Below are 14481 nucleotides of genomic sequence, written 5' to 3'. Positions count from 1 at the left end.
ATGAGTAATACACATCCTGATTTCCTCGCAGATGAATTTTTGTTAGACCATTATGTTGGCAAAACACCTTTAGTCCGTTTACAGCGACTGGCAGCAGATACCCAGGCCACGGTTCTGGCAAAATTAGAAGGAAACAACCCGGCCGGATCCGTGAAAGACCGACCTGCCTATAATATGATCATGCAGGCGGAAAAGCGTGGTCAGATTAAACCGGGTGACACCTTGATCGAAGCAACCAGTGGAAATACCGGGATTGCGTTGGCCATGGTAGCGGCGATGCGTGGCTATAAAATGAAACTCATCATGCCAAGCAACATGAGTCAGGAACGTAAAGATGCCATGTTGGCCTATGGTGCCGAGCTGATTGAAGTGACCCAGCAACAGGGCATGGAAGGTGCGCGTGACCTGGCTGCGAAAATGCAAAGCGAAGGTCAAGGACTAGTGTTAAACCAGTTTGGTAATCCGGACAATGTTGAGGCGCATTATCTGACTACAGGTCCTGAAATCTGGCAGCAAACTGGTGGTAAAATTACTCACTTCGTAAGTTCGATGGGTACGACAGGCACCATTATGGGTGTGTCAAAATACCTAAAAGAACAAAATCCCGATATTCAAATCGTTGGTTTACAGCCATCGGAAGGTTCAAGTATTGCGGGAATCCGCCGTTGGCCAGAAGCGTATTTGCCGACCATTTTTGATCGTAGCCGCATTGACCGCATTATTGATATTCCACAAATCGAAGCGGAAAAGACCATGCGTAAATTGGCGAAGGTAGAAGGCATCAGCGCGGGAACTTCATCCGGTGGCGCAGTTTGGGCTTCGCTCAAAATTGCGCATGAACAGCCGGATGCGGTGATTGTCTGCATTATCTGTGACCGTGGTGATCGTTATCTTTCGACCGGTCTGTTCTCGGTTCAAGATCCAGAATAAAGGAAATCTGAGCAAATGCGTTTCCCTGTATTGGTGTTTGATATCGAAACCCTGACGGATCTTAAGGCCGGGGCGCATTTGCATGATCTGGATTTGCCTGAGCCGGCATTGGAACAGGCCTTGATCAAATTGCGCCGCCAAGAAGCTGGAACCGATTTTCAGCGTCTTCCGCTGCATGAAATTGTCTGTATTTCCGGGCTGTGGATTGATGAAAACGGCATGAAGCTGTTTTCTTTTAGTCAGCAGCACGATACTGAAGCAGAACTGCTCAGGAAGTTCCTGTCGATTTTTGACAAGCGTCATCCGGTGTTGGTGAGCTGGAATGGTTCGCAATTTGATTTGCCGGTGATTCTGTTCCGTGCCATGTATCATGGCCTGTCAGCGCCTGCACTGTTTGACCAGGGCGAAATTGATACGCAAAAACGCTATAATAACTACCAGAATCGTTATCATCAGCGCCATGTGGATCTGATGGATGTGATGGCGATGTTTAATGGGCGTAACTTCCAGAAACTGGATGATATTGCACAACTGCTCGGTTTTCCTGGCAAGCGTGGTTTAGGTTATCAGGTGCCGGAATATGTTCGACAGCAACAATGGCAGCAATTAACCTCTTATTGTGAAGGGGATGTGCTGAATACCTGGCTGGTTTATCTGCGGTGGCTGTTGCTGAAAGGACAGTTGCTGAGTGAGGATCATCAGGCTTGGCTGCAAGCCACCTGGCAGTATTTAACCACGCAACCGCAACATGCTGAATTTTTGTCCTTATGGCGGCAAAGTGCAGCACACACACCGTTTACCCAAACATTTCTTTCCTCTTTGCCGGATTAGGTTATTGCTTTGAAACACCGTGCCCCATCTCGTCGGCTTCCTTCCTCCGTTTATACCTTTCAGGTAGAGTCACTCTCTCATGAAGGTCGCGGAATTGCACATTATGGCAGTCATCCTGAACATCCGGCAGACAAGCAGGGCAAGAAGGTTTTTATCAGCTATGCATTACCCGGTGAAACGGTTCGTGCCAAAATCACCCAGGTCAACAAACGCCTAGAAGAAGCTGACTGCATTGAACTGCTCAGTGCGCCTGCAGCGACGCGTATTGAGCCAATTTGTCCGCATTTTACGCTCTGTGGGGGCTGTAATTTACAGCATTTACAGGCAGATGAGCAGATTCAGCTGAAACAGCAGGTTCTGGCTTCACACCTGCAACATTTCGCCGGAATTTGCCCAGAAACCTGGCTTGCTCCCTTGCGTTCAACCCGGGAAGATTACCGCCGTCGAGCACGTATCGGGGTGCGCTATCTACCGCAGAAACAGCAGTTGCTGATGGGGTTTCGTGAGCGGCAAAGCAACCGGCTGACGCCAATTCAGGATTGTGCTGTACTCGATACGGTGCTGAGTCAGTCACTTCCTGAGCTGAAGCTATTACTCGAAAGTCTTAAAGGCAAAGCGGCGATCGGTCATATAGAATTGGCGATGGGAGATCGTGAAGTCGCACTGCTAGTGCGGCATACTGAAAAATTGTCGACATCGGATGTCAACCAATTAAAACAATTTACGTTACAAAGGCAGTGGCAACTGTATTTGCAGCCCGGTGCTGCAGAAACGCTGCATCGTGTAGATGATCCGACAGCCGCGATGCGTCTGCATTACCGTCTGGATGCCTTTGATATTGAATTTGGCTTCTCGCCGCTCGATTTTACCCAAGTCAATTCCACAGTGAATCCACAAATGGTGAAGCTGGCATGTGAATTGCTTGAATTGAAAAAAGGCGAACGGGTGCTGGATCTGTTTTGTGGTTTGGGTAATTTCTCCTTGCCTCTTGCACGTTGTGTGGGAGAAACCGGTCAGGTGGTGGCAGTTGAAGCCAGCGATGACATGGTACAGCGAGGTCAGGAAAATGCTCAAAAGAATCAGTTGTCGAACGTGAGTTTCTATTCACAAGATTTAACAAAAGACTTTTCGCATCATTCTTGGGCCAATCAGGGATTTGATGCATTATTGATTGACCCGCCACGTTCAGGCGCGGAGCAAGTAATGCAGTATATTCCGCAATTTTCCGCCACAAGAATCGTCTATGTTTCATGTAATCCAGCTACACTAGCGCGAGATGCAGGGATTTTGGTTCAGCATGGTTACCAGTTAAAAAAAGCAGGGGTCATGGATATGTTTACACATACCGGACATGTTGAATCGATTGCTTTATTCGAAAAAATCCAAGAGATAAACGATTAAAAATATGAGTTTTAAATTGACAGGAGAATGGTATGGTCACAGTACGTGAACAATTGCCTGGACAACTCACTGAGCTGTCTGAGGACGCGACTGTAGAACATGCCGCAGAAGCCCAGATGGGATTGGCTTCTTGGTTAGACCGAGTGCGCGTAATCTATGAAGGGGCAGCCCTACAGCGTTTAGAAAAAGTGGCGCAACTGACCTTAAAAAAAGAGCTAGAAACCACCGTCAGTCATCGTAACAACACCTTTACCACCGGAATCGGTATGGCCGATATTCTGGCACATTTATATGTCGATGAAGACACCTTGTCCGCGGCTGTGCTGTACCGCAGTGTGCGCGAAGGCATTACCCCATTAGAAGAGGTCAAAGCCCTGTTTGGTGAGCAGGTTTATAACCTGGTCAAGGGCACTCTGGCGATGGGTAAACTCTCTGAACTGATCGAAAAAAATAAACGTCTCGAAGATCATTTTAATAATAACCAGCGTGAGCATTTAACCGGCATTTATAAGATGCTGATTTCGGTGACAGAAGACGTTCGTGTCGTCCTGATCAAGCTTGCAGAACGTACTTTTGCCCTGCGTGAACTGGCCAAATCTAGTCGTGAACGTCAGGAACGTGTGGCCCGTGAAATTCTGACGATTTATTCGCCGTTAGCGCACCGTCTGGGCATCGCACAGTTGAAATGGGAGCTGGAAGATCTGGCATTCCGTTATCTGGCACCGGATCGTTATAAAGAAATTGCTTCTTTGCTGAATGAAAAACGTCTGGAACGCGAGCAATATATTCAGTTTGTCATTGATAAACTGAAAAATGAGCTGGCCAATTATGGCATTGAGGCGGAAATCACCGGACGGGTGAAACACATTTATTCGATTTATCGAAAAATGAAAAGCAAGAACCTGAGTTTTGATCAACTGTATGACATTCGTGCCGTGCGCGTATTGGTCAATTCTGTACCCGAGTGCTATCACACGCTGGGGATTGTACATCAGATCTGGCGTCATATTCCGCACCAATTTGATGACTATATTACCAATCCTAAAGCCAATGGCTACCGCTCGTTACATACTGCTGTCATTGCGGAAAACAAATCGCTGGAAGTGCAGATCCGCACCAAGGAAATGCACGAAGAAGCCGAGTTGGGTGTGTGTTCGCACTTCAACTATAAAGAAGGTGCCAAGAACACCGACCACTCCTTTAACCATCGTTTGCATTCGTTGCGTGCAGTGCTGGAGCACTATCAGGAGCGCAACGAGGCCAGTGCCCACAAGATTGAAGAGGAAGGCGAAAATTTCGAGCAGATTCAGGAGTTCGAAGATTTTGAAAAAATCTATGTGTTTAGCCGTGATGGTGACATTAAAGAGTTGCCACGTGGCTCGACCGTTCTGGATTTTGCCTACCATGTGCACACCGAAGTGGGTAATAAATGCTATGCCGCACGGGTCAACCAACGTTATGTGCCGCTGACCTATACCCTGAAAACTGGCGAACAGGTTGAGATCCTGACCAAGAAAGACCGTGAGCCGAACCGGGACTGGTTGGTCAACTCGCTGGGTTACATCAAGACCGCACGGGCACGTGACAAGTTGCGCCACTGGTTCCGCCAGCAGGACCGCAGCAAGAATCTGGAAGTCGGACGTGAAATTCTCAACAAGGAATTGTCCCGTTTAGCCATTCACCCGAAAAGTATCGATTTGAGTGATTATTGCAATCATTTCAATGTGAAAACGGGGGAGGATATCCTGATTGGACTGGTCAATGGTGATATTAGCCTGCATTCTCTGATCAATCAGGTGAACCGCCATATGCATCTGGATCAGGATGAGCCTGAACTGGTGCTGAAGCCAACGTTGAATCCACGTGCGAGCCATACCTTGTCCGCGCATGGGATTCTGATTGATGGTTTGGACAATGTTGAGCTGCATATCGCGCAATGTTGCCAACCGGTGCACGGCGAATCCATCGCGGGATACATCACCTTAAATCGTGGTGTGAGCATCCATAAAATTGGCTGTGCTGATTATCAGCGTATGATCGGGCAGGAACCAGAACGTGCAGTCGAAGCGGATTGGGAAATGCAGCCGACCCGTGGTCAGAGTGTGCAGATTGTCATTGAGGCTTATGACCGCCGTGGTCTGCTCAAAGATTTGACTCAGGTGATTTTCTCAGACCAGATCAATATCCGTCAGGTGAATACCATCTCTGAAGCGGATGGGATTGCCAATATGAAGTTGCTGATTGAAGTCAAAGGCTTGGCGCAGTTGTCACGCTTGTTGGCTCGTTTAGAACAGCAGCCCGGAATTATCAGTGCCCGCCGCCTGGTACAAGGGAATTAGAATTAGTTCAGTCTAAAAAAAACCTGCTGCGGCAGGTTTTTTTATCACGGGATGATTGTCAAAAGATCATCGATGGCGCTATCCCGATCATTTTAAAGCCTATAAAGAACAAGAGGACTCCATGGAAAAGTTATTAAAGATTATGCAGCAGTTGCGTGAACAATGCCCATGGGATCAGGCACAAACGCCTGAGAGTCTGACCAAATACGCCATTGAAGAAGCTTATGAAGTAGAAGCCGCAGTCCGTTCTGGCAATAGCGATGATGTGCGCGATGAGTTGGGCGATCTCCTGTTGCAGGTGGTGTTCCAGTCACAAATGTATCAGGAGCAGGGCGCCTTTAATTTTCAGGATGTTGTTGAGGCGATCAGTACGAAATTGATTCGCCGTCATCCCCATGTGTTTCAGGCAGAACAGTTTGCTCATTTGAGTGCTGAAGATGTCGCAGCATTGTGGAAACGCATCAAACAGCAAGAAAAACAGGGCAAACCGCGTGCGCGTCTGGATGAAATTAAGCCGGGACCAGCACTCTCTCAGGCCGAGCAGATTCAGAAAAATGTGGCAAAAATCGGCTTTGATTTCCCTGATGTCCAAGGGGCTTATCACAAACTGGAAGAAGAGCTGGCAGAGTTGCGTGACGCTATGCAGACAGGAAATTCCGATGAAATGCTAGAGGAATTTGGTGATTGTTTGTTCTCTTTAGTGAATATTGGTCGTAAACTGGGTTTGTCGAGTGAACAGGCTCTCTTGGGAACGATCCATAAATTCCGCAGTCGCTTTGCATTGATGGAAGTACAGGCTCAACAACAAAAACAAAATTTAGAGGACATGAGCTTAGAAGACATGGATCAGCTTTGGGAGCAAGCAAAACAACAATTAAAAACAAAGGCGACAGAACATGAAAAATTACCAAATCTTATGGGGAACACCCACAGCTAGCCTCATCCTACTAATTCTTTTTGGATGGAGTTTGATGGGGACATGCGTATACGCCCAATCCTTTGATCAATCTTATCTGAAATGGAAAGCTGAGCAGTTGGCTCATGATGAACGCTTAAAACAAAAACAGCTGCAGGACCATTACCTCGCTCGACCGACCCAGCAAAGCAGCTCCAATGACAGAATTCGCCTGAATCAGGCCTCTTTGCAGCAGCTGCAGCAGTTAAGCGGGATTGGTGAGAAGAAAGCACAAGCCATTTTGGATTACCGGCAAAAAAATGGCGGTTTTAAAAGTGTCGATGAGTTGCAGAATATTAAGGGAATTGGGCCAAAATTATTGGCTAAAAACCGTGACCGTTTAAGCCTGTAAATAGGTAGAGCTGCAACAGCAGTCACCTAATGAACAAATACGGATTGAAGCCAGAATCAAATTGCCCTTTGATTGTGTTAGAGATATGATTAGGCATCTTGAATTTTACGTCCAGACGTAGGAGACAGCGTCTTTTGCAAACTTTGCGCGCGTCAAAATGTGGTTTATCAACCGCTCAATTACCTTCTTCCATTTTAGATGTGATTGATACCCTCACCAAAGCGGGCTTTGAAGCCTATATCGTCGGTGGAGGTGTCCGTGACATGATGCTTGGGCTTAATCCCAAGGATTTTGATGCTGTGACGAATGCAACCCCGGCACAGGTCAAAGAGGTGTTTGGACGCCGCTGCCGGATTATTGGACGTCGTTTTGAGCTGGCCCATGTCTACTCTGGGCGAGAGTTGATTGAAGTGGCAACTTTCCGTGCACCACCGAAAAAGACCATGACCAGCGCTGCAGGCATGATTCTGCGTGATAATAACTGGGGAAGCATCGAACAGGATTTTGCACGTCGCGATTTCTCGATCAATGCTCTGTACTATCAGCCACGTAAAGGTATCGTGCTGGACTTTTGTCATGCTGTAGAGGACATTGAAAACAAAACCTTGCGTTTACTGGGTGATCCTACGGTTCGTTTTGAAGAAGATCCAGTACGCATGCTGCGCACATTGCGTTTTGCAGCAAAATTGAATTTTGATATTGACCCTGAAATTCTCAAAATTTTCACCCCGGAAATGACCCAGTTATTACGTGATGTGTCGCCACATCGCCTTTATGATGAGTCACAAAAACTGTTCACGATGGGGCATTTGCATCGGGTTTTGCCGATGCTGATCCAGTTTGATATCTGGAAACAACTTTTTGCCGATATTCGTCCTGATATTACGCCGTTTATCGAGCGTGCAGCTAAAAATACCGATCAACGTATCCAGATCGGTAAAACCATTAACCCGGCATTTTTCTATGCAGTGCTGTTATGGCAACCTTTCCTGGAACGCTGTGATTTCTATTTGAGTAAAGGGATTGTGCCTGCTGAAGCACGTGCCCAGGCGGGTCTGGATGTGCTCAAACGCCAGGCGACTCGAACCGTTATTCCGCGCTTTGCTGAAACCTTTATTCGCGAAGTCTGGGAAATGCAGACCCGATTGCTCAATCCAAAGCCACAACAGATTGAAGCACTGGCTGGCCATGCACGTTTCCGTGCCGGATTTGACTTTTTATTATTGCGCGAAAAATCTGGCGATGAGACCACTCAAGGCATGGGGCTATGGTGGGAAAATTATCAGGAAATGAGCAGCGACCAGAAAGAACAGGCGATTGCTCAATATAACCGCCAACGTGCCAAGAAACGCCGTAAAGCGAGCGAAGAAATTCCGGATCTGCCAGCAGCAGTAGAATTGGAACCATTGGTGAATGAGCCTGAGCCACGCAGCCGTCGTGCGCGTAAAGCCCGTGCAAATGAGCAGCAGCGTTCTGAACGCCAACCTACTCAGTCGGTTGAAGTTGCACCGGGCATCCGTTCGGATCATCCAATTTTAAAACGTAAGCGTGTTCAGCGTGATCTTAGCCAAGTGATTTTTGGACCGACTCAATGAGTATTCGTAGCTACATCGGACTCGGTAGTAACTTAGGGGATTCACGCCAGATTCTTGCAGAAGCTGTCGCCAAGTTGGCCACCTTAGGATCCGTACAGGTCTCTAAACTCTACCAAAGTCCGCCGATGGGGCCACAAGATCAACCCCACTATTTCAACGCTGTTGTGCAGCTGGATACGACGCTACCAGCACTTGACCTGCTCGATCAGCTACAGCGCTTTGAGCAGGAAGCGGGGCGGGTTAGACTGCGGCATTGGGGTGAGCGCACCTTGGATCTGGATTTGCTGCTTTATGGCGATGAGCAGATCCAGCATGAACGTCTAACGGTACCGCATGTTGGCATTTTACAACGGGATTTTGTACTCATCCCATTGCTTGAATTGAACCCCGGTCTTCAGATTCAAGGACATACACTACAAAACTTGGCACCCGTTCAGCACTCGACACTTCAGGTGATTGCTGAGCAGGATTGGACTGATTGCTAAAATATTTCCAATGTTGGAAGGAAATCCTGTAGAGGAACATCTTCATGATTAGTCTCAGTGACTTAAGACAATTCAAAGCTGAAGGACGTAAATTTTCTTGTTTGACTTGCTATGATGCAAGCATGGCCAAAGCCATGGAAATTGCGCAAATTGACAGTATTTTAATTGGCGATTCTTTGGGGATGTCAATACAGGGACTCGATTCTACCCTCCCGGTCACTGTTGCCGACATGGCGTACCATACGGCAGCCGTACGCCGTGGTAATCAGCATGCCTTTATCATGACTGATCTGCCTTTTATGAGTTATGCCACGCTGACAGATGCTCTGAACAGTGCCAAGACAGTCATGCAAGCCGGTGCTCAAATGGTCAAAATGGAAGGTGGTGCTTGGCTCAGTGAGTCCATTCAAGTGCTAGCACGCAATGGGATTCCTGTCTGTGTGCACTTGGGTTTGACACCACAATCGGTTCACATGTTTGGTGGCTACAAGTTGCAAGCGCGTACCCGTGAAGCTGCAGACCGTCTGATTGCTGACTGTCAGGCTGTAGTGGAGGCGGGTGCTGCCTTGCTGTTGCTCGAATGTGTGCCCGCGCAGTTGGGCAAAGAAATTGCCGAGCTGTTCCCGCAAGTGCCGGTGATTGGTATTGGTGCAGGTGCTGACACCGACGGTCAGGTGCTGGTCGTACAGGATATGCTGGGATTGACTTTCGGTCGTGTAGCACGTTTTGTGCGTAATTTTATGAAAGAACAGGCGGGAGAAACTGCCATTCTGGATGCTTTTAAAGCCTACCATGCTGCGGTACAAGATCAGAGTTTTCCCGCAAAAGAACATACTTTCCAAGTTGAGCTGTAACAGATGAAAACAGAAACGACCATTCAGGGACTTATTGCTTCACTTAATCCGGCTCGTACGGCTAGAAAAATTATTGGCTTTGTGCCGACCATGGGGAACCTGCATGAAGGTCATCTGAATCTGGTCCGTGAAGCACGTAAAATTTGTGATGTGGTTGTGGTGAGCATTTTCGTCAATCCCATCCAGTTCGGACCGAATGAAGACTTTGCCAACTATCCACGTACCTTGGAGCAAGACAGTCAACTGTTAGCGGATGTAGGTTGCGATATTATTTTTGCCCCAAGTGTTGAGCAGATGTATGGCAATCAGCCGCGTCTGACCAACATCAGCGTCAGCGGCATTACGGATGATTTATGTGGTCAATCGCGTCCGGGGCATTTTGATGGGGTCGCGGTTGTGGTGACCAAACTGTTTAATATTGTACAGCCAAAATTTGCCTTTTTTGGCCAAAAAGACTATCAGCAGTTAGCTGTAATTCGCCAATTGGTGCGTGATCTGAATTTGCCGCTGGAAGTGATTGGTGTGCCGATTGCTCGCGCAGAAGACGGTTTGGCTTTGAGTTCGCGTAATGGCTATTTGACTACAGAGCAACGCCAGATCGCTCCGACCATCTATCAAAGTTTGAAAAATGCACAGCAACAACTGCAGCAAGGTATGGCTTTAGCCGAAGTGCTCGAAACGATAAAACAGCAGTTGACAGAAGCCGGCTTTGTTGTGGACTATGTAGAAGCACGTACCCCAGACTTAAAACCGATTGATGAGTTTAATCAAGATCTTGTGTTATTTGTGGCTGCTAAATTGGGCACGACACGCTTGATTGATAATTTGCAGGTGAAATTACAACCTGCTTAAAACTAAAAAAGGAATATGCGGCCATGAAGCGCATTTTGATTGTTACAGGACAGTCCGGCTCGGGAAAATCCTCTGCATTGCAGATCTTGGAAGATTTAGGCTACTACTGTATCGACAATTTGCCATTGGCCCTGCTTCCCGAAATTGTTGATAAGCTGGACCGTGAGAATAATCTGGAACAGCTTGCCCTAGGGGTCGATGTCCGCAGTACCCGTCAGGATATGCAAGAATTCGATCATGTCTTTGAACAGCTCAAGAAGCATGGCTCGGTTGATGTTATCTATCTGACTGCTAAGGATGAAGAGTTGATTGCACGCTTTAGTGCATCGCGCCGGCCTCATCCGCTCACCAGTCGTTTTAACACGCTGGCACAATGTATCCATGAGGAAAAGGCACTACTACTGCCGATTCAGTTGCGTGCAACTGTGCATATCGATACCACTAGCAAGAGTGTGCATGATCTCAAGCATACCTTGTTGTCCAGATTGGGACAGTCCGATAATCTGATTGTGATCTTACAGTCATTTGGTTATAAACACGGGATTCCATTGGATGCGGATTATGTGTTTGATGTCCGCCATCTGCCGAATCCGCACTGGGATTTAGAATTGCGCAAATACAGCGGTTTGGATGAACCGGTTCGCAATTTTTTACAAGCCAGTGCACAGACCAATGATATGTTTCATGATATTTATCACTTTCTGGATAAATGGTTACCGGCATTCGCTGAAGGTCACCGGCATTATATGACGGTTTCGGTAGGTTGTACGGGTGGACAGCATCGTTCAGTATATATTGTGGATAGACTCAAAAAGGCTCTTGAGGCAAAATGGTCTATTCAGGTCTTACATAGAGAAATGAAGCACTGGTCATGATTGACACAACGATTGACGTAATTAATAAACTCGGTTTACATGCACGCGCATCTGGCAAACTGATTGAAGTTACCACCAAGTTTCGTTCTACCATCCAGATTGGTAAGGGCGATAAATTAGTTGATGCGAAAAATATCATGTCCTTGCTTATGCTCGGGGCCGGCAAAGGAACTACTTTGCGAATTGTGATTGAGGGATCGGATGAAGCGCAGGCTTTGGCTGAGATTCAAGCATTATTTGCAGCAAAATTTTATGAGGCTGAATAACTGTGGCGCGTCGTCCAAAACGTTTTACTGATGAAGATTTCGAAATTTTAGAAGGGCGGGCCAGTAAAACGGAACAAAAAAAAGCTGTGCAACGTATGGCAGCTTTAGGGGAGCAGCTGGCAATGCTGAATCCCAAACAGATTCAAAAACTTCCGGTCGATGAGCGTCTGATTGATGCATTGATTGAAGTGCAGAATATCAGCTCACATGAAGCACGTCGTCGTCAATTTCAGCGTGTAGGTAAATTGCTGCGTAACGAAGATGAAACGGTGATTTTGTCGTACCTGACACCACAGCAAGGCGCTAAAAAAACCGCACAACTGCAGCGCTGGGTAGACCGTATTATTGCTCAGGGTGATCCAGTAATTAATGAATTTGCCAAAATTTATAATGCTGCAGAACGTCATACATTACGTCAGCATTTGTTACGTATTCACCGAGATATGACCAAGGAGCTGCCAGAAGAAGAGCTGGCTGCATCTAAGCTGAAATTATTTAACTATGTGCAGCAGGTCGCTTTGATTTCCGATAATACCTAAGTACCAGATTCGATCCCATCAAAACGGCCAAACATGGCCGTTTTTTATTGGTTAAAACCCACTAAAAAACCGACGTATTGGATGCGACAGATCTGCTGGTCTGAACATAAAAAAAGCGAGCATTGAGCGCCCGCTTTTTATTTGAGATTTTGATTTAAGAAACGATACTTTCTGCAAACTGGCGGTTGGCACGTTCTTTAGCCCATTCCCGCAGGACAAATTTTTGCAGTTTTCCGGTCGACGTTTTTGGAATCTCCGTGATGATGATATCTTTCGGAACTTTAAAACGTGCCAGACCTTTCATGCAGTGTTCAATCAGTTCTTCTGGTGTTGCAGACACACCGGTTTTGAGTTCAATGAAGGCACAAGGGACTTCTTGCCAACGCGGGTCAGGTTTTGCTACCACGGCAGCAGTGAGTACAGCTGGATGTTGGTATAACACCTCTTCTACTTCAAGTGAGGAAATGTTTTCTCCACCTGAAATAATCACGTCTTTAGAACGATCAGTAATCTTGGCATAGCCATCCGGTTGGCATACGGCCAGATCGCCGGTGTGGAACCAGCCACCTTTAAAGGCTTCTGCCGTAGCTTCCGGATTCTTGAGATAGCCTTTCATCACGATGTTGCCGCGGAACATGATTTCCCCCAGGGTTTTACCATCGTGAGGAACAGGTTGCATGGTTTCTGGATCCAGAACTTTCATGCCATCTTGTAATGGGTAAGGCACCCCTTGGCGTGAATGTAGCTGCGCCTGTTCCTGAATAGACAGATCGCTCCAGCCTGCTTGAGACGCACAGAGTGCAGATGGGCCATAGGTTTCAGTCAAACCATAAACATGCGTGACATTAATGCCAATATGGCGCATTCCTTCGATAATCGCAGCCGGTGGTGCTGCACCAGCAACCATCACTTCAACACGGTGATCAAATGCAGTTTTTTTCTCAGCTGGGGTGTTGATCAACATAGATAACACGATCGGTGCACCACAGAAATAATCGACTTTATGTTCTGCAATCAATTTGAAAATCTGTTCAGCATCCACCTTGCGCAAGCAGACATTGGTGCCTCCATTGGCAGCGATGGTCCAGGCAAAACACCAGCCATTACAATGGAACAGGGGAAGTGTCCATAAATAGGTGGCCCGTGGCATCATGCCACAAGCAATGATATTGCTCGCTGCATTGATATAGGCTCCCCGATGATGGTAGACCACACCTTTCGGATTGCCTGTGGTTCCAGAAGTATAGTTCAGGCTAATCGCATCCCATTCATCTGCTGGTAAGTGCCATTCGAATTCGATGTCTCCTTCGGCCAGCCAGCTTTCATATTCAATTTGCCCAATTGGCGGAGTCAAGCCATCGTTATATTCATGGTCATTGACATCAATCACAAAAATCTTGTGATCGACCATCGATAGGGCTTCTTGTGCTAACACTGAAAATTCAGGATCAACCAGCAAGACTTTGCTTTCTGCATGGTTCAGCATAAATGCCAGTGTTTTGGCATCGAGACGGGTGTTGAGGGTATTGAGTACCGCCCCAATCATTGGAACGGCAAAATGTGCCTCAAGCATTGCGGGAATGTTTGGCAACAGTACGGATACGGTGTCATTACGGCCGATTCCCATTTTATGTAATTGATGAGCAAACTGACGGCAGCGTTGGTATTTTTCACGCCAGCTAATCACGCGTTGACCATGAATAATCGCAGCTTGATTTGGATAGATGTATGCTGCACGTTCCAAATAGCGCAAAGGCGATAAAGTCACAAAATTTGCCGGTGTACGCGGTAATTCGTCGTAAGCACTCACCATTTTTATTTACTCCATGTTCATTATTATTTATTACCCTTGGCTAAAAGATATTCATTCGTCGGGATAAGAGCATTTAGGCTTTAGTCTTAGGTTCGATATTATTTTTGTAACTGGTAAATTTATAAAAATTTTAAAAATTATATGGTTAATATCTTTTTTTGATTTTTTGATACCTAAAATGAGCGGCGACCCGTCAGTTCAGTCAAGTTGCTTGTCAAAGTTTAAGTTTTAGGTTTCTTGGCTTTTTCATAGTCAAAGAGTTTCATCCCCCTGTTAACCTGTGTAAAATTCTAATTGATATGTTCTCTATCCACCGTTTTTATCTTTTGAGGTTCTCCTCGATCATAATCTCGCGGTGACATGCTCCATGGTACGGGGCATCACTCCTTAAGGA

At 46.7% G+C, this 14481-nt stretch carries 14 protein-coding genes; 13 read left to right on the top strand and 1 reads right to left on the bottom strand.

The genetic code is table 11. The features are described 5' to 3' along the window. The 13 genes from cysM to yjgA all read left to right on the top strand — a co-directional run bounded on the left by cysM (position 1) and on the right by yjgA (position 12274). Positions 1-930 (top strand): cysteine synthase CysM, encoded by a 930-nt coding sequence (gene cysM / locus PGW99_RS09490; RefSeq protein ID WP_273777437.1) that lies wholly within the window; start codon positions 1-3, stop codon positions 928-930. Between the two features lie 15 nt (positions 931-945). After that, positions 946-1761: a 3'-5' exonuclease gene (locus tag PGW99_RS09485; RefSeq protein WP_273777436.1), complete on the top strand. Its 816-nt coding sequence runs from the start codon at positions 946-948 to the stop codon at positions 1759-1761. 9 nt (positions 1762-1770) lie between these two features. After that, the gene (rlmD, locus tag PGW99_RS09480; protein WP_273777435.1) at positions 1771-3162 is read left to right on the top strand and encodes a 23S rRNA (uracil(1939)-C(5))-methyltransferase RlmD; all 1392 of its coding nucleotides are present in this window, start codon (positions 1771-1773) and stop codon (positions 3160-3162) included. 32 nt (positions 3163-3194) lie between these two features. Next, the gene (locus PGW99_RS09475) at positions 3195-5501 is read left to right on the top strand and encodes a RelA/SpoT family protein (protein ID WP_273777434.1); all 2307 of its coding nucleotides are present in this window, start codon (positions 3195-3197) and stop codon (positions 5499-5501) included. A gap of 121 nt (positions 5502-5622) precedes the next feature. After that, entirely contained in the window at positions 5623-6438 is an 816-nt protein-coding gene (gene mazG / locus PGW99_RS09470; RefSeq protein ID WP_273777433.1) for a nucleoside triphosphate pyrophosphohydrolase, read from the top strand. 34 nt (positions 6439-6472) lie between these two features. Then, positions 6473-6808: a ComEA family DNA-binding protein gene (locus PGW99_RS09465; protein ID WP_273777432.1), complete on the top strand. Its 336-nt coding sequence runs from the start codon at positions 6473-6475 to the stop codon at positions 6806-6808. A gap of 134 nt (positions 6809-6942) precedes the next feature. Further along, positions 6943-8403 carry a polynucleotide adenylyltransferase PcnB gene (gene pcnB / locus PGW99_RS09460; RefSeq protein ID WP_273777430.1) on the top strand — a complete coding sequence of 487 codons (1461 nt, stop codon included), beginning with the start codon at positions 6943-6945 and terminating at the stop codon, positions 8401-8403. Beyond that, positions 8400-8888 carry a 2-amino-4-hydroxy-6-hydroxymethyldihydropteridine diphosphokinase gene (folK, locus tag PGW99_RS09455; protein ID WP_273777429.1) on the top strand — a complete coding sequence of 163 codons (489 nt, stop codon included), beginning with the start codon at positions 8400-8402 and terminating at the stop codon, positions 8886-8888. Before pcnB ends, folK begins: the two co-directional genes overlap by 4 nt. Positions 8889-8932: 44 nt before the next feature. Further along, positions 8933-9742 carry a 3-methyl-2-oxobutanoate hydroxymethyltransferase gene (gene panB / locus PGW99_RS09450; RefSeq protein ID WP_273777428.1) on the top strand — a complete coding sequence of 270 codons (810 nt, stop codon included), beginning with the start codon at positions 8933-8935 and terminating at the stop codon, positions 9740-9742. 3 nt (positions 9743-9745) lie between these two features. Next, positions 9746-10594, top strand: a complete 849-nt coding sequence (gene panC / locus PGW99_RS09445; protein ID WP_273777427.1) for a pantoate--beta-alanine ligase — start codon at positions 9746-9748, stop codon at positions 10592-10594. Between the two features lie 23 nt (positions 10595-10617). After that, the gene (gene rapZ, locus PGW99_RS09440; protein WP_273777425.1) at positions 10618-11469 is read left to right on the top strand and encodes an RNase adapter RapZ; all 852 of its coding nucleotides are present in this window, start codon (positions 10618-10620) and stop codon (positions 11467-11469) included. After that, positions 11466-11735, top strand: a complete 270-nt coding sequence (locus tag PGW99_RS09435; protein WP_273777424.1) for an HPr family phosphocarrier protein — start codon at positions 11466-11468, stop codon at positions 11733-11735. The genes rapZ and PGW99_RS09435 overlap by 4 nt, the downstream gene beginning before the upstream one ends. A gap of 2 nt (positions 11736-11737) precedes the next feature. Next, positions 11738-12274: a ribosome biogenesis factor YjgA gene (gene yjgA, locus PGW99_RS09430; protein ID WP_273777423.1), complete on the top strand. Its 537-nt coding sequence runs from the start codon at positions 11738-11740 to the stop codon at positions 12272-12274. A 154-nt stretch (positions 12275-12428) separates the two neighbouring features. Here yjgA and PGW99_RS09425 read toward each other — a convergent pair whose 3' ends face one another. Further along, a complete protein-coding gene (locus PGW99_RS09425; protein ID WP_273777422.1) occupies positions 12429-14087 on the bottom strand; it encodes an acyl-CoA synthetase in 1659 nt (552 codons plus the stop codon). Positions 14088-14481 lie beyond the last annotated feature (394 nt).

The sequence above is a fragment of the Acinetobacter sp. GSS19 genome (assembly GCF_028621895.1).
Classification (GTDB): domain Bacteria; phylum Pseudomonadota; class Gammaproteobacteria; order Pseudomonadales; family Moraxellaceae; genus Acinetobacter.
This window is presented reverse-complemented; position numbering and strand designations above follow the sequence as displayed.